This window comes from Paractinoplanes tereljensis (assembly GCF_016862435.1).
Lineage (GTDB): Bacteria > Actinomycetota > Actinomycetes > Mycobacteriales > Micromonosporaceae > Actinoplanes > Actinoplanes tereljensis.
On sequence record NZ_BOMY01000034.1, the window covers coordinates 366,939 to 390,134 of the forward strand.

The 23,196-nt window shown below is 69.2% G+C and carries 18 protein-coding genes; 9 read left to right on the forward strand and 9 right to left on the reverse strand.

What is annotated here, in order from left to right; translation table 11 throughout:
* Positions 1–210 precede the first annotated feature (210 nt).
* From Ate02nite_RS26780 to Ate02nite_RS26795, 4 genes are all read left to right on the forward strand, one after another.
* A complete protein-coding gene (locus Ate02nite_RS26780) occupies positions 211–1,575 on the forward strand; it encodes a UDP-glucose dehydrogenase family protein (RefSeq protein ID WP_203810260.1) in 1,365 nt (454 codons plus the stop codon).
* Between the two features lie 284 nt (positions 1,576–1,859).
* Entirely contained in the window at positions 1,860–3,230 is a 1,371-nt protein-coding gene (locus Ate02nite_RS26785; protein ID WP_203810262.1) for an ABC transporter substrate-binding protein, read from the forward strand.
* Positions 3,231–3,376: 146 nt separating this feature from the next.
* Positions 3,377–4,321, forward strand: coding sequence for a carbohydrate ABC transporter permease (locus Ate02nite_RS26790; RefSeq protein ID WP_203810456.1), 945 nt, complete (start codon positions 3,377–3,379; stop codon positions 4,319–4,321).
* Positions 4,321–5,235: a carbohydrate ABC transporter permease gene (locus tag Ate02nite_RS26795; protein ID WP_203810458.1), complete on the forward strand. Its 915-nt coding sequence runs from the start codon at positions 4,321–4,323 to the stop codon at positions 5,233–5,235. Before Ate02nite_RS26790 ends, Ate02nite_RS26795 begins: the two co-directional genes overlap by 1 nt.
* Before the next feature lie 43 nt (positions 5,236–5,278).
* Here the strand turns inward: Ate02nite_RS26795 and Ate02nite_RS26800 are convergent, their stop codons facing one another.
* On the reverse strand, positions 5,279–6,154 hold the full coding sequence (locus Ate02nite_RS26800; protein ID WP_203810264.1) for an SDR family oxidoreductase: 876 nt from the start codon (positions 6,152–6,154) through the stop codon (positions 5,279–5,281).
* 88 nt (positions 6,155–6,242) lie between these two features.
* On the opposite strand from Ate02nite_RS26800, the gene Ate02nite_RS26805 reads away from it, so the two are divergent.
* Complete coding sequence (locus tag Ate02nite_RS26805) at positions 6,243–6,821, forward strand: TetR/AcrR family transcriptional regulator (RefSeq protein ID WP_203810266.1); 579 nt, start codon at positions 6,243–6,245, stop codon at positions 6,819–6,821.
* A gap of 25 nt (positions 6,822–6,846) precedes the next feature.
* Here Ate02nite_RS26805 and Ate02nite_RS26810 read toward each other — a convergent pair whose 3' ends face one another.
* A complete protein-coding gene (locus tag Ate02nite_RS26810) occupies positions 6,847–7,011 on the reverse strand; it encodes a hypothetical protein (RefSeq protein WP_203810268.1) in 165 nt (54 codons plus the stop codon).
* Between the two features lie 219 nt (positions 7,012–7,230).
* Between Ate02nite_RS26810 and Ate02nite_RS26815 the strand changes: the two genes are divergently transcribed.
* Entirely contained in the window at positions 7,231–9,246 is a 2,016-nt protein-coding gene (locus tag Ate02nite_RS26815) for an NACHT domain-containing protein (RefSeq protein ID WP_203810270.1), read from the forward strand.
* Positions 9,247–9,282: 36 nt separating this feature from the next.
* On the opposite strand, the gene Ate02nite_RS26820 is transcribed toward Ate02nite_RS26815, so the two are convergent.
* The 4 genes from Ate02nite_RS26820 to Ate02nite_RS26835 form a co-directional block, all read right to left on the reverse strand.
* Positions 9,283–9,546, reverse strand: coding sequence for a hypothetical protein (locus Ate02nite_RS26820; protein ID WP_203810272.1), 264 nt, complete (start codon positions 9,544–9,546; stop codon positions 9,283–9,285).
* Positions 9,547–9,580: 34 nt separating this feature from the next.
* On the reverse strand, positions 9,581–10,189 hold the full coding sequence (locus Ate02nite_RS26825) for a hypothetical protein (protein ID WP_203810274.1): 609 nt from the start codon (positions 10,187–10,189) through the stop codon (positions 9,581–9,583).
* A 104-nt stretch (positions 10,190–10,293) separates the two neighbouring features.
* Positions 10,294–11,787 carry a glycerol kinase GlpK gene (glpK, locus tag Ate02nite_RS26830; RefSeq protein WP_203810276.1) on the reverse strand — a complete coding sequence of 498 codons (1,494 nt, stop codon included), beginning with the start codon at positions 11,785–11,787 and terminating at the stop codon, positions 10,294–10,296.
* Between the two features lie 8 nt (positions 11,788–11,795).
* Positions 11,796–12,557 carry an IclR family transcriptional regulator gene (locus Ate02nite_RS26835; protein WP_203810278.1) on the reverse strand — a complete coding sequence of 254 codons (762 nt, stop codon included), beginning with the start codon at positions 12,555–12,557 and terminating at the stop codon, positions 11,796–11,798.
* Positions 12,558–12,680: 123 nt separating this feature from the next.
* Between Ate02nite_RS26835 and Ate02nite_RS26840 the strand changes: the two genes are divergently transcribed.
* Genes Ate02nite_RS26840 through Ate02nite_RS26850 form a run of 3 tightly spaced genes read left to right on the forward strand, consistent with a single transcriptional unit; the run spans position 12,681 to position 16,721 of the window.
* Positions 12,681–13,517, forward strand: coding sequence for an MIP/aquaporin family protein (locus tag Ate02nite_RS26840; RefSeq protein WP_203810279.1), 837 nt, complete (start codon positions 12,681–12,683; stop codon positions 13,515–13,517).
* Positions 13,510–15,027 (forward strand): glycerol kinase GlpK, encoded by a 1,518-nt coding sequence (gene glpK / locus Ate02nite_RS26845; protein ID WP_203810281.1) that lies wholly within the window; start codon positions 13,510–13,512, stop codon positions 15,025–15,027. Before Ate02nite_RS26840 ends, glpK (Ate02nite_RS26845) begins: the two co-directional genes overlap by 8 nt.
* The gene (locus tag Ate02nite_RS26850) at positions 15,027–16,721 is read left to right on the forward strand and encodes a glycerol-3-phosphate dehydrogenase/oxidase (protein WP_203810283.1); all 1,695 of its coding nucleotides are present in this window, start codon (positions 15,027–15,029) and stop codon (positions 16,719–16,721) included. The genes glpK (Ate02nite_RS26845) and Ate02nite_RS26850 overlap by 1 nt, the downstream gene beginning before the upstream one ends.
* On the opposite strand, the gene Ate02nite_RS26855 is transcribed toward Ate02nite_RS26850, so the two are convergent.
* The 3 genes from Ate02nite_RS26855 to Ate02nite_RS26865 all read right to left on the reverse strand — a co-directional run bounded on the left by Ate02nite_RS26855 (position 16,718) and on the right by Ate02nite_RS26865 (position 23,148).
* Positions 16,718–17,137 (reverse strand): nitroreductase family deazaflavin-dependent oxidoreductase, encoded by a 420-nt coding sequence (locus Ate02nite_RS26855; RefSeq protein WP_203810285.1) that lies wholly within the window; start codon positions 17,135–17,137, stop codon positions 16,718–16,720. The genes Ate02nite_RS26850 and Ate02nite_RS26855 overlap by 4 nt on opposite strands.
* Before the next feature lie 9 nt (positions 17,138–17,146).
* Positions 17,147–20,074, reverse strand: a complete 2,928-nt coding sequence (locus Ate02nite_RS26860) for a TIR domain-containing protein (RefSeq protein WP_203810287.1) — start codon at positions 20,072–20,074, stop codon at positions 17,147–17,149.
* Positions 20,075–20,163: 89 nt separating this feature from the next.
* Positions 20,164–23,148 carry a hypothetical protein gene (locus Ate02nite_RS26865; RefSeq protein ID WP_203810289.1) on the reverse strand — a complete coding sequence of 995 codons (2,985 nt, stop codon included), beginning with the start codon at positions 23,146–23,148 and terminating at the stop codon, positions 20,164–20,166.
* Between the last annotated feature and the right edge of the window lie 48 nt (positions 23,149–23,196).

A 23,196-nucleotide genomic window follows, 5' to 3' on the forward strand; every position in this document is an offset into this window, starting at 1 on the left:
ATCCCGTTCTTGGAATTGACGCCGTTAAATTGCTTAAAAACGTTCAGCAACACCGCGAAATGGGGCGACCACTTACCGTCAACCTGATGGACGTTTTGGTCACCTGGATGCGTTTTCCGCGCCGTGTATCCTCTGGCCTGATTGCACGAGCGACACCGGGGGTAGACACGATCCGGCAAGCGGATCGGGCCGGCGGTGGAGGAGCGTTACATGAAGGTTTGCGTCGTCGGTACCGGCTATGTCGGCCTCACCACCGGGGTGAGTCTCGCTTTCCTCGGGCACCAGGTGACCTGCGTCGATCTTGACCAGCACAAAGTCGACATGCTCAACGGCGGACGCTGCCCGATCTACGAGCCGGGGATGGACGAGCTGCTCGCCGAGGCGGCCGGCAATCTGACCTTCACCACCAGCTACTCCGACGGCGTACCGGGCGCGGATGTGGTGTTCGTCGCCGTGCAGACCCCGTCGGCCCCCGACGGCAGCCCTGACCTGCGTTATCTGCGCTCGGCCGCGGAGAGCGTGGCGGGCAATCTCGACCACGACTTCACCGTGGTGGTGAACAAGTCGACAGTGCCGATCGGCAGCGGGAACTGGGTGGACGCGATTCTCCGGGAGTCGTTCGCGCAGCGCGCCGACCGGCCCGCCGGCTGCGAATTCTCGGTGGCTTCCAATCCCGAGTTCCTGCGTGAGGGCAACGCGATCCACGACACCCTCTTCCCCGACCGGATCGTGATCGGGTCGGACAATCCGCGCAGCCTCGAGGTGCTCAACCAGCTCTACCGGCCGATCATCAACCAGACGTTCACGGCGCCGAGCTTCTCGCCGCGCCCGGACGACATCGGCGCGGTCCCGCTGGTCTCCACCGACCTCGCCTCGGCCGAGCTGATCAAATACGCGGCCAACGCGTTCCTGGCTCTGAAGATCAGCTACGCGAACGAGATCGGCCAGCTGGCCGCCAAGGTCGGCGCCGACATCACCGAGGTCACCCGGGGCATGGGGCTGGACCAGCGGATCGGCTCGCGCTTCCTGCAGGCCGGCGTCGGCTGGGGCGGCTCCTGCTTCGGCAAGGACACCAAGGCCCTGATCGCCACCGCGGCCGAGTACAACTACTCGATGCCGATCGTCCAGGCCGCCCGCGAGGTCAACGACCGGCAGCGGCTGATCGCGGTCGAGCGGCTGCAGGACGAGCTGCGCATCCTCAAGGGCCGCAAGATCGGCCTGCTCGGCGTGGCGTTCAAGCCCAACACCGACGACCTGCGCGACTCGCCGTCGCTCGACATCGCCAATCTGCTGCTGGCCCGGGGTGCCCGGGTGCGGCTGCACGACCCGATCGCGGGCGAGCGCTTCAAGCGTGAGCAGCCCGATCTGGCCCCCTATTTCAGCGACACCATCGACGCCCTGTTCGACGACTGCGACGCGGTTGTGCTGGTAACCGAGTGGGCGCAATACCTCGAGCTGGACTGGAGCAAGTTCGTCGGCCTCATGCGCACTCCGATCCTGCTCGACGGCCGGCACGTGCTGGACGCCGACCGGATGGCGCGCCTCGGTTACAAATACTTGGCAATCGCCGGGTAAGCCCGTTTTAGCCGAGACACACCGGCCGTCCCATCGGATATCCCAGATATCCCGGCGGGGCGGCCGCTTTGCGACTAGGGTCCTCAGAGGGGCTTTGGGGGCGTGACCAGCGGTTCTCCCTTAACCGGTTAAGGTGATCGGGACACCGCTGCCGTATCGTTACCGAGTCGATCAAGCGGAAATCATTGCGCAACGTCCCGGTTACCTCTTGACTGTGAGCCAAGTAGCGCTTCGGACGGCGACGTCTTCGGACGTCGGAGGCGCGATTTGACATAGGGAGCGGTATGTTCGGTCAACCTACGAGCCCGCGTTTTCGGGCCGTGCTCGCCGGCACGCTGAGCGCCGGGCTGATTTTCAGCGTGGCAGCCTGCGGTGGCAGCGATGACTCCGACAGCGACACGACGACCGACGCCTCGGCGTCGGCGATCGACTGTTCGCCATACACCAAGTTCGGGGACATCAAGGGCAAGACGATCTCGATCTACACCGGAATCGTCACCCCTGAGGACACCCCGCACATCAACTCGTACAAGCCCTTCGAGAGCTGCACCGGTGCCACGGTGAAGTACGAGGGTGACAAGTCCTTCGAGACCCAGATCCTGGTGCGCGCCAAGGCCGGCAACCCGCCGGACCTCGCGATCGTGCCGCAGCCCGGCCTGGTCAAGCAGCTCGTGGCCACCGGCAAGGCGGTCGTGGCGCCCGACGAGGTCTCGGCCAATGTCGACAAGTTCTGGGGCAAGGACTGGAAGGCCTACGCCACAGTCGACGGCAAGTTCTACGGTGCCCCGCTGGGTGCCAGCGTGAAGTCCCTGGTGTGGTACTCGCCGACCGACTTCAAGGACGCCGGCTACACGGTCCCCACCACGCTCGACGAGCTCAAGGCGCTGAGCGACAAGATCGCCGCCACCGGCGCCAAGCCGTGGTGCGCGGGCATCTCCTCCGGTGACGCCACGGGCTGGCCGATCACCGACTGGATGGAAGACTTCATGCTCCGGCTGTACGGCCCGGAGGAGTACGACAAGTGGGTCAACCACACGATCGCGTTCAACAGCGCCGAGCCCACGGCCGCGCTTGACGCCGTCGGTGCCTACCTGAAGAACGACAAGTACGTCAACGGCGGCCTCGGCGACGTGAAGAGCATCGCCACCACGACGTTCCAGGACGCCGGCCTGCCGATCACCGAAGGCACCTGCTTCATGCACCGCCAGGCCAGCTTCTACGCGGCCAACTTCGACAAGAAGACCAAGGTGGCCGAGGACGGCGACGTCTTCGCGTTCTACCTGCCCGGCAAGGACGCCAGCAGCAAGCCGGTTCTCGGCGGCGGCGAGTTCGTGGTGGCCTTCGCGGACCGCCCCGAGGTCAAGGCGTTCCAGACCTACCTGTCGTCGGACACCTGGGCCAACACCAAGGCCAAGCTGTCCAGCGGCTGGGTCACCGCCAACAAGGGCCTCGACCCGAACAACCTGACCAACCCGATCGACAAGCTGGCGGCTACGATCCTGCTCGACCCGGCGACCCAGTTCCGGTTCGACGGTTCCGACCAGATGCCCGCCGCGGTCGGCTCGGACGCGTTCTGGAAGCAGGCCACCAACTGGATCACCGGCCAGGACACCAAGACCACGGTGGACAACATCGAAAAGGCCTGGCCGAAGTAAGCAATTGGTTTGAATAGCTCCACCGGGGCCGGTCGGGAGGAAAAATCTCCCGGCCGGCCCTACCCTCTCTCCTCTGAAATAAGCACGAAGGAGGTTCGGGTCGCGTGTTCAATGCCGCCTCCACCACCCCAGGCAAGCTTCTCCAGATGCTCGCGGCACTCCTGCTGTTCGCCGCCATCATGGGCGTCATTCTCTTCATCGCCGGACGACTCGGCCGCGGCAAGCGCGGCGACAAATGGGTGGGGTACCTGTACCTCGCGCCCGCCGTGCTGCTGCTGCTGGTCGGCCTGGTCTATCCGGGCCTGCGGACCATCTACGAGTCGTTCTTCGACGCGGCCGGCAAGGGCTTCATCGGTTTTGACAACTACAAAACCATCTTCAGTGACAAGGACGAACTCACCGTCCTGCGCAACACGGTGTTCTGGGTGGTGCTCACGCCATTCGTGGCAACCGCGGTCGGCCTCCTGTACGCCATTCTGGTGGACCGGTCGCCGTTCGAATCGGTGGCCAAGGCCCTGATCTTCCTGCCGATGTCGATCTCTTTCGTGGCGGCCTCGGTCATCTGGAAGTTCATGTACGAGTACCGGCCCGACCAGGGCAACGTGAAGCAGATCGGCCTGATCAACCAGATCATCGTCTGGCTCGGCGGAAAGCCGGTCCAGCTGCTGATCGAGTCACCACTCAACACGTTCCTGCTGATCGTCGTGATGATCTGGATCCAGGCCGGCTTCGCCATGACCATCCTCTCGGCGGCCATCAAGGCGATCCCGGACGACATCATCGAGGCCGCGCGGCTCGATGGCGTCAACGCGTGGAGCATGTTCCGGAACATCACGCTGCCGAGCGTGCGCCCGACCGTCGTGGTCGTGCTCACCACCATCGGTATCGGCACGCTGAAGGTCTTCGACATCGTCCGCACCATGACCGGCGGCCAGTTCAAGACCAACGTCGTGGCGAACGAGTTCTACAGCCAGACGTTCCGGGCCGACAACCAGGGTCTCGGTGCCGCGCTCGCGGTGCTGCTGTTCATCCTGGTCATCCCGATCGTGGCGTACAACATCCGCCAGGTCCGTCAATCGTCGGAGGCATGATGAGCACCGTTACTCCGCTGACGACCGACCCGGCCCTCAAGCCGAAGCCGGAGACGGCCGCCTCGATCGCCAAGAAGAAGCTCAGCTCGCCGTGGGCGTCCCTGGCCGCGATCGTGATCGCGGTGCTGTGGACACTCCCCACGTTCGGCCTGCTGGTCTCCTCGTTCCGGCCGGAGCGGGCGATCAAGCGCACCGGCTGGTGGACGTTCTTCAGTGACCCGCAGGTCACGATGGAGAACTACAAGGCGGTGTTCGGCCAGGACGGTGGCGTCAACCTGGGCGACTACTTCGTCAACTCGCTGGTGATCTGCATCCCCGCGGTGCTGATCCCGCTCGCGCTGGCGTCGATCTCCGCGTACGCCTTCGCCTGGATCAACTTCAAGGGCAAGAACTTCCTGTTCCTGGCCATCTTCGCGCTGCAGATCGTGCCACTGCAGGTCACCCTGATCCCGATTCTCGAGATCTTCGTGAAGCTGCACCTCACCGGCACGTTCTGGACGCTGTGGCTGGCCCACTCGACGTTCGCCCTGCCGCTCGCCATCTACCTGCTGCACAACTTCATGCAGGAGATCCCGGCCACCCTGATCGAGGCCGCCCGGATCGACGGCGCCGGCCATGTATCGATCTTCTTCAAAGTGATGCTGCCACTGCTCACCCCCGCACTGGCGGCATTCGGCATTTTCCAGTTCCTGTGGACCTGGAACGACCTGCTTGTCGCGCTGGTCTTCGCCGGCGGCGGCAACGAGGTAGCACCGATCACCCTGCAACTGGCCAACCTGAGCGGTACGCGAGGCACTGCCTGGCAGCTCCTCTCGGCGGGTGCCTTCGTCTCGATCATCGTCCCGGTGACGGTGTTCCTGCTGCTGCAGCGGTTCTTCGTCCGCGGCCTGCTGGCCGGCAGCGTCAAGGGCTAGGTTTTTTCGGCGGGGGGCCAAGGCCCCCCGCCTTCTTTCTTTCTTACGGCCGGATGTTCTCCAGGTCCGCCAACAGACTCGGGTGTACGGGCTTCCAGCCGAGTTTTTCCTGGGTGTAGACACTGGACGACGGCTGGTCGGTGGCGAAGATCGCGCCGAGCGGCCCGAAGTTCTCCTCCGGCAGCGGCTGGACCGGGAGGCCGAGCCGCCGCCCGATCACCGCGGCGATGTCCCGCACCTGATCGCCCTCGTCGGCCACGGCGTGCCAGGCCGTCCCGGCCGGCGCCTGCTCCAGCGCGAGCCGGAAGAGCACGGCCGCGTCGAGCGCGTGCACGGCCGGCCAGCGCTGAGTGCCGTCCCCCGGGTAACCGGAGACCCCGGCCTGCCGGGCGATCTGGGTCAGCAACCCGGCGAAGCCACCGGCACCGTTGTTGTGCACCGTGCGCGGGAGCCGGATGGCCGAGGTCCGCACCCCGGTCAGCCCGAGGATCGCGGTGACCGTGCGGCCCCGGCCACCGACGATGCCGTCGGTCGGCAGCGGATCGGTCTCGACCGACAGCCGGCCCGGCACCCACGGCGTGCCGGACACCGTGACCAGCGGCCGGTCGCTGCCCCGCAGCTCCTCCCCCAGGCTGGTCAGGGCGGCGGTCTCCTCGGCGACTGACCGCGCGACCGCGTCGGCACTGCTGAAGTCGTTGGAGAAGGCCAGGTGGATCACGCCGTCGGCACGGGCCGCCCCGGCCCGCACGGCGTCCAGGTCGGCGAGGCTTCCGCGCAGCGGCTCGGCGCCGGCCTTCTCGAGGGCCTGGGCGGACGCGTCGGAACGGGCGAGCGCGAGGACGGTGTGGCCGTGGCCGAGCAGCTCGGTGACGACGGCGGTGCCGATCAGGCCGGTGCCACCGGTGATGAAGACGTGCATGGAAGCTCTCCCGCAAGTGATGGGACTCTTGTCCCGTCAAACGCTACACCGCGATGGGACTGTTGTCCCATCACCTATGATGTAACCCATGGGTAGATGGGAACCGGGCGCACGCGAACGCCTCGTGCTGGCCGCCGTCGACCTGTTCACCGAGCAGGGCTACGACGCCACCACTGTCGCGCAGATCGCCGAGCGGGCCGGCGTCACCAAGAGCACGTTCTTCCGGCACTTCGCCGACAAGCGCGAGCTGCTGGTGGCCGGGCAGGAAGCGCTGAGCCTGCTGCTGACCGAGGGCATCGCCGAGGCACCGGCCGGGGCCGGCCCGCTCGAGGCGATCGCGGCCGGCCTCGAACGGGCGTCGATGGCGATGGGCCCGGTGAACCGCGAGCTGGCACCGCGGGTGAAGGCGGCCGTCGCGGCCAGCGCCGAACTGCAGGAACGCGACGCGCTCAAGAGCGTCAGCCTGGCCGCCGCGATGACCGCCGCCCTGGTCGCCCGGGGCGTGCCCGGCCCCACCGCGGCCCTCGCCGGCGAGCTGGGCGTGCTGGCCTTCAAGCGCGGCTTCGCCACCTGGTCCGAGGGCGACCACGACACCGGCGAGGAACTGGCACGCCTCACCCGAGCAGCCCTGGACGACCTGCGGGCCGCCGCCGCTGCGCTGGGCTGACCGCTCAGCCGGTGGATGGCAACGGCTACCGGTAGATCGTCGCCGCGGCCACGCCGCCGGTGACGGTGACCACCGCGCAGCCGATCAGCAAGGCCGTGCACAGCCGGTTGAGGTGTCGTCCGGAGAACGCGCCGGGCTGGTCGAGCATGGCGATCACGACACCCCACGCCACCGCAACGGCACCGATCATGAGCCCGAACATGTCACCGCATCTGCTGGCCGAGAATGATGGGACTACTCAACGCGACAATGGTGTCCGTGGTGGTGACCGGCGCCTGACCGCCCGGCGTCCAGAACATGAAGGCCCGGCGGGGTGGCGCAGCCGGATGGCAACGCCCGAATCGGGGATTTCCTTCCGGCGGGAACTTCGCCAACATGGTCGGTCGTGCATGGACAACGGTTACGCGGTGTGGCGTTCGCTGTCGTGGCAATGCTCGCGCTAGTCGTGGGGCTGTCGACGCTCGGGTCCCTGACGCTGGGCGACGTCGATCCGCTCGGTGCGGCCATCGGGTTCGCGTCGTTGCTGGTCGGCATCGCGTCGCTGGTGGTCGCGGTGCGGGCCTGGCGGCTGCAGCAGGCCGACACCGCGCTGCTGACCAAGCGGCTGGCCGGGCTGGTGCTGAGCCGGGAACAGCAGGCCCGGCGGCAGCTGCTCGGCGGGGCCGGTGACGCCATCGACGTGGTCTACGACCTGTACGCCGACGGTGCCCGCCGGCCGGGCCGGTTGAGCCAGGTGGCGGACCACTACCGCGCCCTGCAGCCGCGCCGGATGATGGTCGCCGGTGAGGCGGGCGCCGGCAAGACGGTGCTGGCGGTCGAGCTGATCATGATGCTGCTGGAGGCCCGGGCCGACGGCGACCCGGTTCCTGTACGCCTGTCGGCGTCGTCCTGGGATCCCGGCACGGTCCAGATGCCGCAGTGGCTCGCCGCGCACCTGGTCCAGGTCTACCGGCTGCCGCCCCGCTCCGCGCAGGCCCTGGTGGATGCCGGCCTGGTGCTGCCGGTCGTGGACGGCCTCGACGAGCTGGACGCGACCGAACGGCCCGGCTACGAGTCCCGGGCGGCGCAGGCACTGCGGATGTTCAACGCGTACGAGCTGTACCGCGGCAAGGCGCCGTTGATCGTGACCTGCCGCACGGGCCACCTGCGCGCCCTGGTCGAGGGCGGCAACCGGCTGGCGGACGCCGCCCACCTGGAGATCCGGCGGCTGAGCCCCGAGCAGATGCGGCAGTTCGTCACGTCTCGCGCGGCCTACGGCCGGCGGTGGTGGCCGGTGCTGGAGCGCATCGACCGTGATCCGTACGGTGCGCTGGCGACCGGCCTGGCCACCCCGTGGCGGCTGACGCTGGCCGTGACCGTCTACGAGCAGCGCGGGCCGGGCGGCGAGTTCCCGATGGATCCTGGCCGGCTGACCGATCCCGCGCTGAACACCGCGGAGAAGGTGCGGGATCATCTCCTCGCCATGTTCGTGCCCGCCACCCTGCGGAGCGTTACCGGCGTTCCCTACGACGCGGCGCGGGTGCAGCGCTGGTTGTCGGTGCTGGCCGGCCACCTGAACCGGAACCGGCAATCGCATCGGGGGCTGGGTGGCCGGCGTCTGTCCGGCACCGACATCGCGCCTCATGAGCTGTGGCCGATCGCGGGCCGGTGGTTGCCGCGCGCGCTCTCATTCACCCTCCTGCTCCCGTTCTGGCTTTACCACCTTTATACGTATTTAGACGAATTGCTGGACTCGCCGTCCTTCGGCAGCGCATTGCTGGTCGGCCTCCTGTTCACCGGCATCTGGCGGACCTGGTCCCGGCGGTGGCCGAAGCCCCGGCGGGCCGACCCCGCCCAGCTGCGCACCCCGGCGGGCCGGCTCCGGCTCATCCTCGCCATGGTCGGTGGGCTCGGGCTCGGGCTACAGCTGGCTCTCGAAGGCTTGACCCACATCTCGCCGTCGGGCCTGCTGTGGGATGCCGGCGAGGCCCTCGGACAGGGCCTGCTGTTCGGGCTCACCCTCGGCCTCGTACTCGGGCTCATGGACGGCGGTCCCGCCGCGACCGCCAGCCCACGGTCGATCATCCAGAACGACATCGCGCTCACCCTCGTGTTCGGAGCCGCCTTCGGGATCCGGAGCTGGATCGTGACCGCCTACCTGTCCGCGAGTGGAGACCTGCATGAGCAGACCGGCGTACTCGCCAGTTTCGGGTCCGGATTCCGGTTCGGGGTCCTCATCGCCCTGGCCTCCGGCACCGGCATCATCACCCTGCGGTACGCCGCCATGCTGCTGCTGACCCGCCGCGTCACCCGCCGCTGGCTGCCGTGGCGCCTGGGCCGCTTCCTGGACGCCTGCCACCGGGCCGGCCTGCTCCGCATCGCCGGCGCCGGCTACCAGTTCCGCCACCGCGAACTGCAGGACTACGTCGCCGCCCACCCAGCCTGAGCGGTCAGGCGGGCCGTTACCGCGGCCGGCCCCGCGTCAAGGCGTCGTCGGCGGCGGATGCGCCGCCGGAGGCGGTGACTCGAGCTGGCCCTCCTCGTCCGGCTCCGGGACCTGATGTTCTTCCCGGAGCAGCGCGATGAGCCGGAACGCCCTGCTGGATCGTCGTTCACCGCCCAGAAGTGCCACCCAGCAGGCGAGGTTGAGCGGCGAGAGCAGTCGGCCGAGCAGAAAGACCAGCATGGCAGCAATGCCGACGACGCGCGACTGGCCGATCACCTCGGCGATCCACGGTGGTAACAAGACAGGCTCCCCAACGAGATCGGGAGCAGTCCGTTCAACGCACGGCGAACTCCCGGAAGGCCAATGGGCTGGTCTTCCGGGCGGTGCTGGGTGCGCGGCTGCGGTGACAATGGACCGAGTGGTCCCCGCCGTGCAGAGGGAATGTGGTCACTGGTCGACACCTGACCCGAACCCGGAGCCTCCGGCGGAGCAGAACCAGGACGCGCCGCAGCAACGCCCGCGTCACCGCGGCGACCACCTTCGACCTCAGCGCGTCGGCGTCGTAGCGGGTTGCCTCAGGATCAGCAACAGTCAGGCGCGAGCTCTCGTCGGCGCCACTCCGTGCCGTCTCCACGAGCGTCGCGCCGATGCGCCGAGGCAGCCAATGCGAATCGGATCGTTCCGAATTCCGGTTGCTGAAGGCCACGGCCAATAGCTGGATTGGGGTCAGCCCTCGGCTGTGCGCACGGCGGAGGACGTCGGCCGTCAAACGCAACCGGACCGGTTGCAGGCCCGGCAGCTCGACAATCAGCTCATGCGCATCCTCGTCCGAGTGCACCCGCACCGTCGGCTCGGAGCCTGGGGCTTCCGATTTGAGGGCGTCACGCAGGGCTATGGCGACAGACTCCACCAGGTCCTGCAGATCGGCCCACTCCCCGGACATGATCCGAGCGTAGACGCTCCGTGCATATACGGCTACCGAGCGGTCAGGCCCGCTGATCTCCGCGCCGGCCGGCTGGGCGGCCAGAGGCTCGGCTCGTCCTATGTTCAGGCCGGGCGGGTCCAGTCGAAGGTTCGCTCTACCGCTCGGCGCCAGTTGCCGTACTCGGCTGTGCGGATTGCTGGGTCCATGGTCGGTAGCCACTGGGCGGCTCGGTGCCAGTTCTGGCGTAGGCCCTCCAGGTCGGGCCAGTAACCCACGGCCAAGCCGGCCGCGTACGCCGCGCCCAGCGACACCGTCTCGATGGCCAGCGGGCGGACCACCGGCACGTCCAGGACGTCGGCGATGAACTGCATCAGCAGGTTGTCGGCGGTCATGCCGCCGTCCACCCGCAGCGTGGTCAGGTCCAGGCCCGAATCGGCGTTCATCGCGTCCACCACCTCGCGGGTCTGCCACGCCGTGGCCTCAAGGACCGCGCGCGCCAGGTGGCCCTTGGTGATGTAGGAGGTCAGGCCGACTATCACTCCCCTGGCCTCGCTTCGCCAGTACGGGGCGTACAGGCCGGAGAACGCCGGGACGATGTAGCAACCGCCGTTGTCGGCCACCGTGCGGGCCAAGGTCTCTATCTCGGGGGCGCTGGCTATCAGCTCCAGCTGGTCCCGGAACCACTGCACCAGGGAACCCGTGATCGCGATCGAGCCTTCCAGCGCGTACGCCGCTGGTTGTCCTTGCATTTGATAGGCGACCGTGGTCAGCAGGCCGTGGGTGGAGCGGACCAGCTCGGCGCCGGTGTTCAGGAGCAGGAAGCTTCCGGTGCCATACGTGCATTTGGCCTCGCCGGGCGCGAAGCAGGTCTGGCCGAAGAGAGCTGCCTGCTGATCGCCTAGGGCGGCCCCGATGCGTACGCCCGGGAAAGCCGCCACCGCCGTCCCGAAGACCCCGACCGAGGGTCTTACCTCGGGCAGCATGGCCCGGGGAATGCCGAAGAACGCCAGGGCGGCCGGCGACCAGTCGAGGGTGTGGATGTCGAGCAGCATGGTGCGGCTGGCGTTGGTGACATCCGTGACGTGCAGGCCGCCGGTCAGTTTCCAGATCAGCCAGGTCTCCATGGTGCCGAAGAGGATCTCGCCGTGTTCGGCCCGCTCGCTCAGCTCGGGATGATGGTCGAGCAGCCAGCGCACGCGCGGCCCGGAGAAATAGGTCGCCATCGGCAGCGCGGAGTCGTGCTCCACCTGATCAGCGCCTTCGGTCAAAGACAAAGACCGGACCAAGCCATCGGTACGAGTGTCCTGCCAGACAATCGCATGGCCGACGGGGAGACCGGTGTCCCGCTCCCAGAGCACCGTGGTCTCCCGCTGGTTGGCGATGCCGAGGGCGGCCACCTGGGAGGCGGTGATGCCGGCCCGGCGCAGGGCCTCGGGAGCCAGCCGCTCCACGTTGCGCCAGATCTCGGCGGCGTCGTGCTCCACCCAGCCGGGCCGGGGAAAGTACTGCTTGTGTTCGTGCTGGGCCAGCGAGACCAGGCGGCCGCGGCTGTCGAAGACGATGCACCGGGTGGACGTGGTGCCCTGGTCGATGGTGACTACGAAACGCTCGGTCATGAGAGTCCTTACCGACGGGCGGCTCCCAGGTCCTGGGAGATGGCGCGGGCCGCGTCCCGGACGTAGGCGACCAGGTGCTGATGTGGGTGGTAGTGGCTGTCGCAGATGCGTTCGACCAGGCCGCTGATGCCCAGCGCGCCGACCACCAGGCCGCCGTAACCGCGGATCGGCGCGGCCACCGCCGCGATGCCGGGGGTCATCTCCTCGATGTCGGCGGCCCAGCCGGACTCGTGCACCCGGTGGAGTTCGGCGGCCAATGCTCGGGGGGTCAAGATCGTGCGGCGGGTGAAGCGGTCGAGTTCGCGGGGCGGGGCGACGGCCGCCGCCCGATAGGCGACGAGCACCTTGCCGAGCGCGGTGGCGTGCAGCGGCAGCATCGTGCCGACGTCGAGGGTCTGGAAGGTGTCGTCGGGGCGGAAGACATGGTGGACGACCTGCACCTGTCCGGCCAGGACGGTGCCGATGCGGACGGCCTCACCGCTGCGTGCCGCGAGCGGGTCGGCCCAGTTGATCGAGCGGGAGCGCAGTTCGTTGACGTCCAGGTAGTTGGCGCCCAGGTGCAGCAGGGCGGGGCCGAGCCGGTAGTGGCCGGAGACGCGGTCCTGTTCGACGAATCCGACGTGTTGCAGGGTGCGCAGGATGCCGTGGGTGGTGCCTTTGGCCAGGTCGAGCGAGCGGGCGATCTCGCCCAGGGGAAGGCGCCCCGATCCGCCCGACAGCAGGCGCAGGACCGCGGCGGCCCGTTCGATCGACTGCACTGTTCCGGGCACGTTACCGACTCTATGCCACGACGTGAACGCTCACCGTGATCAATGTTCGGTAATGCCGAACGGTCGTCATTGCTCGTGCCTGGACCGCTACCTAGCGTCCGGAGGATCGAGCAAGGAGGGCACATGGCGGAACGACTCAAGATTCCGGGGTTGCTGGGCGAGCTTGCCGCCGAGTTCGCCGGAACCATGATCCTCATCCTCTTCGGCGTCGGCGTGGTCGCTCAGGTAGCGGGTGCCGGCATCGGCGATCACGACAGTATTGCCTGGTCGTGGGGCCTCGGCGTGACACTCGGCGTCTACGTGGCGGCCCGGGTCAGCGGCGCCCATCTCAACCCGGCCGTCACCATCGCACTCGCGGTCTTCAAGGGCTTCGAATGGCGCAAGGTGGCCCCGTACGCACTCGCGCAGTTCCTCGGGGCGTTCGTCGCCGCCCTGCTGGTGCGCTGGAACTACACCGAGGTCCTGCACGCCGCCGACCCCGGCCTGACGATCAAGACGCAGGGCGTCTTCTCCACCCTGCCGGGCAACGGAACCCTCCCGGTCGGCGAGTGGGGAGCCTTCCGCGACCAGATCATCGGTACGGCCATCCTGCTGTTCCTGATCCTGGCCATCACCGACTCGGCCAACACGGCACCGCTCGCCAACCTCGCCCCGGTGGTCATCGGCCTTCTGGTGGTCGCGATCGGGATGGCGTGGGGCACCAACGCGGGGTACGCGATCAACCCGGCCCGCGACTTCGGGCCGCGACTCGCCAGCTTCTTCACCGGGTACGGCGGGGCAATGCGGGACCAGACGGGTTATCTGTACTTCTGGATTCCGATCGTCGCCCCCATTATCGGTGGATTGATCGGCGCCGGGCTGTACCAGGCACTGATCGGGCGGTTCCTGCCGTCCGACGCACCGCAGGAGCCGGGCGAGATCCCGACCCAACGCGACAACGTGGAGGCAACGCATGGCTGACTTCGTCGGCGCCGTCGACCAGGGCACCACCAGTACCCGCTTCATGGTCTTCGACCATGCCGGGAACGAGGTCGCCCGCCACCAGCTGGAGCACGAGCAGATCCTGCCGCAGGCGGGCTGGGTCGAGCACAACCCGGTGGAGATCCTGGACCGGACCACCACCGTCGTGCGGACCGCCATGCAGAAGGCCAACCTGCAGGCCAGCGATCTGGCCGCGCTCGGCATCACCAACCAGCGGGAGACCGCGGTGGTGTGGGACCGCACCACCGGCCGGCCCTACTACAACGCGATCGTCTGGCAGGACACCCGCACCGACCGGATCGCGTCCGCTCTGGACCGGGACGGCCGCGGCGACGTGATCCGCCGCAAGGCCGGCCTGCCGCCGGCCACCTACTTCTCCGGCGGCAAGATCCAGTGGATTCTGGAGAACGTCGACGGGGTACGCGCGGCGGCCGAACGGGGCGATGCCATCTTCGGCAACACCGACAGCTGGCTGCTGTGGAACATGACCGGCGGCGTGGACGGCGGGAATCACGTCACCGACGTGACGAATGCCAGCCGTACCATGCTGATGGATCTTGAATCTTTGCAGTGGGACGACGAACTGCTGGGCTTCTTCGGGATCCCGCGCTCGATGCTCCCCGAGATCCGGCCGTCGTCCGACCCGAACACCTACGGCGTGGCCCGCTGGCCCGGGCCGCTGGGCGGCGAAGTGCCGCTGACCGGCGACCTCGGCGACCAGCAGGCGGCTACCGTCGGGCAGGTCTGCTTCGCGCCGGGCGAGGCCAAGAACACCTACGGCACCGGCAATTTCATGCTGCTCAACACCGGCACCGAGCTGGTGCGCTCGGAGAACGGCCTGCTCACGACCGTCTGCTACAAATTCGGAGACGCAGCCCCGGTGTACGCGCTGGAAGGCTCGATCGCGGTCACCGGTTCGGCGGTGCAGTGGCTGCGCGACCAGCTCCACGTGATCAAGGACGCGGCCGCCAGCGAGGCCCTGGCCGCGTCGGTGCCGGACAGCGGCGGGGTGTACTTCGTGCCGGCGTTCTCCGGCCTGTTCGCACCGTACTGGCGGTCCGACGCCCGCGGCGCCATCGTCGGCCTGTCGCGGTTCAACACCGACGCGCACATCGCCCGGGCCACCCTGGAGGCGATCTGCTACCAGAGCCGCGACGTCGTCGACGCGATGGCGACCGACTCCGGCGTCACCCTCGACGTACTCAAGGTCGACGGTGGCATCACCGCCAACAACCTCTGCATGCAGATCCAGGCCGACGTCCTCGGCGTACCGGTCAGCCGTCCGGTGGTGGCCGAGACGACCGCGCTGGGCGCGGCGTACGCGGCCGGTCTGGCTGTTGGTTTCTGGAAGTCGACCGACGAGCTGCGGGACAACTGGAACGAGTCGCAGCGCTGGCAGCCGACGTGGTCCTCTTCTCAACGCGAAACCGGCTATGCACGATGGAAGAAAGCGGTCGAGCGCACTCTCGACTGGGTGGACGTGTCCTGATGGTCGCTCTGTCCCCGGAGTATCGGGCTTCGGCGCTGGCCGCGCTGGCCGGCGCCGAGCTCGACGTCCTGGTCGTGGGCGGTGGCGTGGTCGGCGCGGGCTGCGCCCTCGACGCCACCACCCGCGGCCTGTCGACCGGCCTGGTCGAGGCCCGCGACTTCGCATCCGGCACCTCCAGCCGGTCCAGCAAGCTGATCCACGGCGGGCTGCGCTACCTGGAGATGCTCGACTTCGCGCTGGTCCGCGAAGCGCTGCGGGAGCGCGGTCTGCTGCTCACCCGGCTGGCGCCGCACCTGGTCCGGCCGGTGCGCTTCCTCTATCCGCTGCTGCACCACGGCTGGGAACGGGTGTACGCGGGCAGCGGGGTCACCCTCTACGACACCATGGCGCTCGGTGGCGGACTCCCCCACCATCGCAACCTGACCCGGCGAGGTGCGCTGCGCGAATGCCCCGCGCTGAAGAAGGACGCGCTGGTCGGCGCGCTGCAGTACTACGACGCCCAGGTCGACGACGCCCGGCATACCATGTTCCTGGCCCGGACCGCCGCCGCCTACGGCGCGCACGTCGCGTCGCGGACCAAAGTGGTGGGTTTCCTCCGGGAGGGTGAGCGGGTCACCGGGGTCCGGGTTCAAGACCTGGAACATGACAAGACCTTCGAGGTACGGGCGCAGCAGGTGATCAACGCGACCGGGGTGTGGACCGACGACACCCAGGCCCTGATCGGCGAGCGTGGCCAGTTCCACGTGCGCGCCTCCAAGGGCATCCACCTGGTCATCCCGCGGGACCGCATCCAGTCCCGGACCGGGCTGATCCTGCGCACCGAGAAGAGCGTCCTGTTCGTCATCCCGTGGGGCCGGCACTGGATCATCGGCACCACCGACACCGACTGGACCCTGGACAAGGCGCATCCGGCCGCGTCCAGCACCGACATCGACTACCTGCTGGAACACGTCAACTCGGTGCTGTCCACGCCCTTGAGCCGGGCCGACGTGCAGGGCGTCTACGCCGGCCTGCGCCCGCTGCTGTCCGGCGAGTCGGAGTCGACGTCGAAACTGTCCCGCGAACACACCGTCGCCAGTCCGGTGCCGGGCTTGGTCGTGGTGGCGGGCGGCAAGTACACGACGTACCGGGTGATGGCCCGCGACGCGGTCGACGCCTGCGTGCACGGGCTGGGCCGCTCGGTTCCGGCGTCGTGCACCCACGACGTGCCGCTGCTGGGTGCCGAGGGATACCCCGCCCTGTGGAACCGCCGCCGGGTGCTGGCCGCCGAGTCGGGCCTGCACGTGGCCCGGGTAGAACACCTGCTGGGCCGGTACGGAACCCTGGTCACCGAGGTCCTGGACCTGATCCGGGCGGATTCGGCACTGGGCGCACCGGTCGAGGGCGCCGACGACTACCTGCGAGCCGAGCTCGTCTACGCGGCCAGCCACGAGGGCGCCCGCCACCTGGAGGACCTGCTCACCCGCCGCACCCGCATCTCGATCGAGACCTTCGACCGGGGTGTGGCCGCGGCACCGGTGGCCGCCGAACTGGTGGCCGGCGTGCTGGGCTGGACACCGGCGCAGACCGAACGGGAGATCGAGCACTACCGCCTGCGGGTCGAGGCCGAGCGGCGCTCCCAGGAACAACTCGACGACGAGACCGCCGACGCCGCCCGGCTCGGTGCACCCGAGGTGGTGCCGCTGAGACCCTAGACCCGCTCGAGGATGACCACCGGGATCTCCCGGTCGGTCTTCTTCGTGTACTCGTCGTAGTCGGGCCACACCTCGGTCATCGCCGCCCACCGGGCCGGTTTCTCGGCCGGGGTGGCGACCCGGGCGGTGGCCCGGAACCGGTCACCCTTGATCTGCACCTCGACGTTCGGGTCGGCAGTGAGGTTGACGAACCAGGCCGGCGGCTCGGGCGTGCCGCCCTTGGACGCGACGACCAGGTAGGCGCCCTCGAACTCCCGGTAGATCAGCGCGTGCGAGCGCTGCTCCCCAGACTTACGCCCGGTGGTGAACAGGATCAGGATGGTGGTCCCGTTACGCCAGTGATAGCCGTCCTCCCCGTTGGTCTCGAGGTAGCGCTCCACATGCGCAGCACCGTGCAAATCAATAGCTGAACTCATAAACCGACCCTACTGCGTGATCCCCTCCAGCAACCTGGCGAACGGATCAGGGTCACCATGCCGAAAGTCGGCGGCATGCCACTGGGACAGGAAGCCGGTCACCTGACCCGCGTACCCGGGCAGCTGAACCGGAATGATCCGCAGGTCACGCCGAGCGGACTCGTTAACCAGCAGTTCCTCTTCCATCTTCTGCCACATGCCCAGGCCGTGCGGCCCGAGGAAGATCGCGCCGGCCCGGACCCGGCCAATCTGCCGTTCGAGCTCCCCTCGCCACCGTGCGCCGGGCACGAGGTCGACTGGCGCGAACCAGGCCAGCACCCCGGCGTCCCGCAGCCGCCCGGCGATCTCCGCGACAGCGCCGTGGTCGGCCGTGTTGTAGGACAGGAAAACGTCGTAGTCCTGGGTGGCCTCCTTGCCACGGATCCGTGCCGTGTTCACGGCGGCCTCCCGGCCTGCGTCGGCGCTGGCGTTCATGTCCCGCACCGCGGCCGCATGGGTCAGCCGCTCCTCCCGGTCGAGCAGCAGGATCCGGGCCTCCTCGCAGTCGGCGCACAGCACGTCGATGGCGCCCCGCTCCAGCCGGCGGCGCACCACCGCCGGATCCACCCGGTAGGCACACTTCGGGCAGACGAAAAGCCGCTCCCGCCGCACCGAACCGTCGATCGCCCGGGCCCGCAGGTGCGCGTGCACGTAGTCCTCGAAGAGGTAGCGCGTCTCCTCACTGGAAGCCGCGTCGAAGAACACGGTCAGCTCGCCGCGCCCCTCCTCGGCCTGCACGACCCGCAGGCCGCACACCCCACCGACCTTCGCCCGATAGGTGCTCCCGTTGCGCCACATCTCGCTCTGCGAGTACGCCGAAACGCGCGACAACCGCACGACGAGCGTCGCGTAGACGGCGTGCACCGCACCGTCGAACCGGAACACCACGTCGGCCGCCTCCGGGTCGGCGTCGATCGGACGGTCCGCGGTGAGCTGCGAGGGAAACACCAGGTCGACGCCGCTGTCGCTGAACTCCCGCAGGCCCAGGTCATGCCTCAGCAATTCCTCGACGACCGCGATGAGTAGCAACCGTTCCTCGGCGGCCGGCAGGCGCCCGTCGCTCGGCATCGGGAAGTCACCGGCAAGTGCGCGCGGCTCGCTCAGGCAGCCGAGGCCGTCGGGCTGGGCGCGCGCCTCGTCGATGAGTGCGGACGCGTAGAAGTCCAGCATCTCCGGCCGGAGCAGGACGAAGTCACCGAACGACAGCCGGCGGAGCAGGTCGCGCAACTCCAGCAGCCGCACACACGCGTCGAAGCTCGGCCGCAGGCTTCCGTCGTCCGGTAGCGCCGGGTGGTGCCGCCGGAAGTCACGGAACAGGTCGCCGGCCGTGGCCAGGACCCGTTCACCGTCACGCTCCCCGACCAAGAACTGCTTGATCGTCTCGAACAGCTCGGTGGAGACCGACAGCGGCAGCGCCCCCCAGTCGATGGTGGCCCGGATTGCGGCGGCCAGTTCCGGGATCTGCCGCCCCTCCCGTGCACTCGTCTCGAAGTAGCCGACCAGACCCAGCTCGTCCCGCAGGGCAGCGATCCGCTTGTCGCCGGCCGGGACACCACCACGGTCGCCGCGGGCCGCCACCAGCAGCGCGGCCGCTCCGGACTGTTGGCGAAGGGCCCGAGCCCAGTAACGGACACCGGCGAACGGGTCGGTCTCGCTCCGCCCGTCGAAGACGATCAGGGCGGCGGTGGCCTCGGCGAGATGCAACTGATGGATCAGCCGGTAGCCGGACTGGCCGGCCATGTCCCACAGCAGGGTCTCGCGCCTCTCCACCCCGCCGTCCGGCAGCGCGACCTCGGTGTCCTCAAACGTGAGGACCTGGCGGGCGTGGGTGGAGTCGGTCGGGCGGTACGCCTGACCACTCAGCACCAGACCGAGACCCGACTTGCCGACGCCGGTCTCGCCGACCAGCACCACCTTGGCGTTGCGGTACGTCCGGCTGGGATGGGCCGGCCCGTCCAGGAGAGTGTCTACGTCGACCTCGTAGGTGTTGATGCGCCGGCGGATACCTCGGCGCCACAACGCCAGCATCGGGCCGGCCGGAGACGACGCGACGCCCCAGCCTTGGTTCCCCGCGTCGGCCAGACCGGCCTGCACCACCATCTGCCAGGTGTCGGTTCGCCAGCAGCGCAGTTCCCGCTGGTAGGCGGCACACAGCAGACGGTCGTCGGCCGAGAACGCGACGACGGCGTTCACCAGGCCTTCCAGCTCGGCAATGGAGTTACCCTCGGCGTCCCAGACACGCAGCATGGGAGAGTGCGCATCGGCCGCACACAGCATCCGGCCGTTCCACGACCAGGTCATGCCGGTGAGCGGGCGCGTGAAGTCGGCCAGCTTAACCGGGACGGCGTTCGGATCCGGCAGGATATGGGTGCCGGTCGGCCCCTGGACAACGATCTGGTCGCCGGCCGGTGACCAGTACACCTCGTCGGCGGTGTCCTTCAGGACCAGGTCGGCGGCGACTCCCCCACCGGTCAACTGAGTAACGTGGACCGTGCGCGAGCCATCGGCAATCGCCAGGCGCGCACCGCGGGACGAGAACGTCAAGCCGCCGGCATGCAGGCGACGCGACATCGGTTGCCGCCAGACCATCATGGTCAGCGAGCTGGTCGTGCGATAGACCTCCACTCCCTCTTGTCGCACGCACGCGAAGGTGGTGGCGTCGTACGGTGACCAGACCGCCGTGCCGACCGGATTCCGGTAAAGCGTTTCCGAGCGCCATTCGCGCCGCCACCTGCCGTCGTGGAACATCCATACCTCGGCGCTGTCGCTGATCACCAGGAGCCGTCGGCCGTCGCACGACCAGCTGCAGGTCAGCGGTTCGGCGGTGCTGGAGGACGGGGGCGGGAGCTGCGAACGCCAGGTGATCGCGGGGTGCAGGTCGCGCTGGGTTGCAGTCATTGGCCGATCCTTGGTCGTCAGGGCGAACGCCTTCAGACCGTAATCGGCACCGGCCTCCCGTTCGTATCCGTCGTGTGGGTGATGCCGGTTCAGTTCTCGCCTCGGCCGACAAGCCCGAGCGCAGCCGTCGCTGCCGCCGTGGCGAGGATCCAGCCGGCCACCTGCAGGACGTCCGCGACGATCTGCAGTCCCTCGCTTCGGTAGTGCCAGGATGACTTCTGGCCGAGGTCTACTACCGGCACCAGCAGGTCCATCGTGTACAGACCAGGGCTGAACCGGCCACAGTAACCGGGCTGATCGGCGACCGGGTCGGCGGCCGGCTTCACCACGCACTCGCTGCTGTTGCCGCGCGCGTCGACCACCGGGACCGGGTCCGGTCGCTCGGCCGGGGCCAGGAAGCCGAAGACCAGGAAGCCGGCCAACCACAGACCGGCCAGCCAGTACAGCGCTAGCTGCAACCGATACCCGTAGCCGACGGTGATCCGATACAGATAGCCGGCCACCGCGAGCGACCACCGGCGCATGCCCTGCGCCTCCGAGATGCGTTGCGCCCACTCGCGTTTGCGCATCTCGTACAGGATGCGGCGGGCCACCGAGTCGGCACCGGTGGCCCGGTAGATGGCGGCCAGCTGCAGATACGGCTGGGACAGCTGGCCGGTCGGCAGGGCCACGTCGGTGCGCAGCGTGGACGGCGGCGGCAGGATCTTGGTGCTTTCGAAGCGGCGGATCTGGGTGTGCCAGTCGGCGGTGCCGGGCCGGGCGTCCAGGTCGATGTGCACCTGGTATTCGAGTCCGTGCAGGTCCAGGTGGGTGGCCTGCCACAGGTTGGCGTTGTCGGTGAGCGAGATGACCACGGCCCGGGACATGTCGACGTTGCCGCGCAGTGGCTGGCCGGGCGCGACCACCAGGTCGGGGGTGCGCAGGCCGGCCAGGTCCAGCACGAGCAGGCCGGGGTCGGGCGGGTCGGCGGCCCGCCGGCGGCGCCGCCGCTGTTCCGGCACGCGCGGTGGGCCGGCCGCGCGGGCCGCGTCGATCGCCTCGGGGGAGGCGTCCCGCCGGGCCTGTTCGGCGGCGGCCCGCGCGGCCTCGATGCCGCCCTCGACCGCGGCCTCGGCCGCGTCGGCCATTGCCGACGCGATCATCAGGGCCCGTTCGCGGGTGGCGGCCACGTCGGCGGGAGCTTCGGCCGAGACGTGTACGGCGAGAGCGCCCAGTACGACATCCTTGAGCCCGACCGACCGCCGCACCACGGCCCGCCGCAGGCGCACCATCCCCTCGGCCCGGGCACCGTCGAACCAGATGTCCCCGCCGATCTCGGCCGCCCCGCCGTCGACCGACGCATCGGGCCGCCCGCCGGTGCGCAGGGTTTCCACCGCGACCTCGTTCCACCGCAGCCGGCATCGGGTCAGGTCGACGTCGCCGGCGATCCGGGCGTCGGTGATCCGCACCCCGCCGACCGCGTCGAGCCCGGACAGGTAGAGGTCGGAGCAGCTGGTGGTGGACGCGTCCAGCGCGAGCCCCTCGCCCGAGCTGATCTCGGCCTGGATGAACTGCACGGACCGGGAGATCCGGGCGCCGCGCAGCCCGACCACGCCCTGCGCGGTGAACGGCCGCCCGGCCGGGTTGCCCCGCACGGTCCCGGTGATCTCCGCGCCGATGAGGTTGAGCACCGGGTCGAACCCGCGCGTGCCGGGCCGGTAGATGCGCTGGTCGGTGCGGCAGGGCGCGCTGAGCCGGGCGCCGGAGACGAACACCGAGCCGGCCGTGACGTCGGCCAGCCGCAGCGAACCCTGGGCGGTGACCTCGCCGCAGTCGATGGTGCCGCCCACCCGGGCCCGGTGCAGGTTGAGGGCGTTGCCGCCGGGGTTGGTCAGGGTGGCCCGCTGCAGCAGCACGCTGTGCTGGATGCGGGCGTCCTGCAGGCAGATCTCCCCGGCGACGGCAGCGTCCGCGACGGTGACGTGCCCGCGTACGACGGCACCGTTGGCGACCACCGCGTACGCCTCGCCGGTGCGCCCCAGCGACGAGCCGTCGAAGCGCAGGTCGCCGCCGATCTCGGCGCCGGACAGGCGCACGCTGCCGCGGGCGGTGAACCCGGCGTCGAACTCGACGTTCCCGCGCACCTCGGCCCGGTCGAGTACGACCAGGGCGGTCGGGTCGAACTCGGCGTCCCCGCTCGGCCCGGCCGCCCGCCGCAGGCCGCGCTCGGGTTCGACGGCGGTGAGCCGGCCGGCGCTGAGGTCGACCATCCCGCCGATGACGACCCCCGGCAGGTAGAGCCGCCCGGTCACGTCGAGCAGGTCGCCGGTGGTGCGGTCGGAGCCGACCGGCCGGGCGTTGACCTCGGCGTGCACGATCGACCGGCGGGCCCGCTCGTGCCGCCGGTCGGCGCTGAGCGATCCGCCGACCCGCAGCTCGGGCCCGTTGAGCGCGGTGCCCGGCACCGCCCCGTCCGCGCCGCGCGCGGCCAGCCGGGAGCTGTCCAGTTCGAGGTCGCCGCCGATCCGCGAGTTGGCCAGGTCGAACATGCCCTGGCAGTCGATCCGCGGCGCGCTGAGCATGCCCCCGATGGTGAGCCGCCGCATCCGCACCGGGCAGCCGCGCGGCACGACCGAGATGGCGTCGGTGCGGTCCTGGGGCCCGAACGTCGACCCGTCGAGGTGCATCGACCCACCGACCCGGGCGTCGGTGAAGTCGATCCCCGACGGGAAGGACGACTCCTTGAGCCAGACCTCCAGGGTGATCACGCAGTTGGCGGCGTCCACCCAGGCCGCGGTGGTGCGGTCGAGCTGAAGACCGGGCAGCGACGCCTCGAGCAGGTTGAGCCCACCGCGCACGACGCACTCGATGAGGGTGAGCTGCACGCCGAGCGTCGACCCGCGCAGATCAAGGTCTCCGTCGATGGTGATGCCCTGCAGGTGGAGCTGCCCGGTCGGGTGGTCCTCCGGCCCGGGTGGTTGCAGCAGCGCCCGCCGCAGCGTGGCCGCGTCGATGACCCGCGGCCCGTCCACCACCCGCCCGTCCCGGCTGGCCGCGACCAGCTCCCGCCAGAGCGCGCCTTCCCCCGCCACCATGCGCGCCAATGTAACGGATCAATGCGACGCCAACCACGCAGCGTCGCG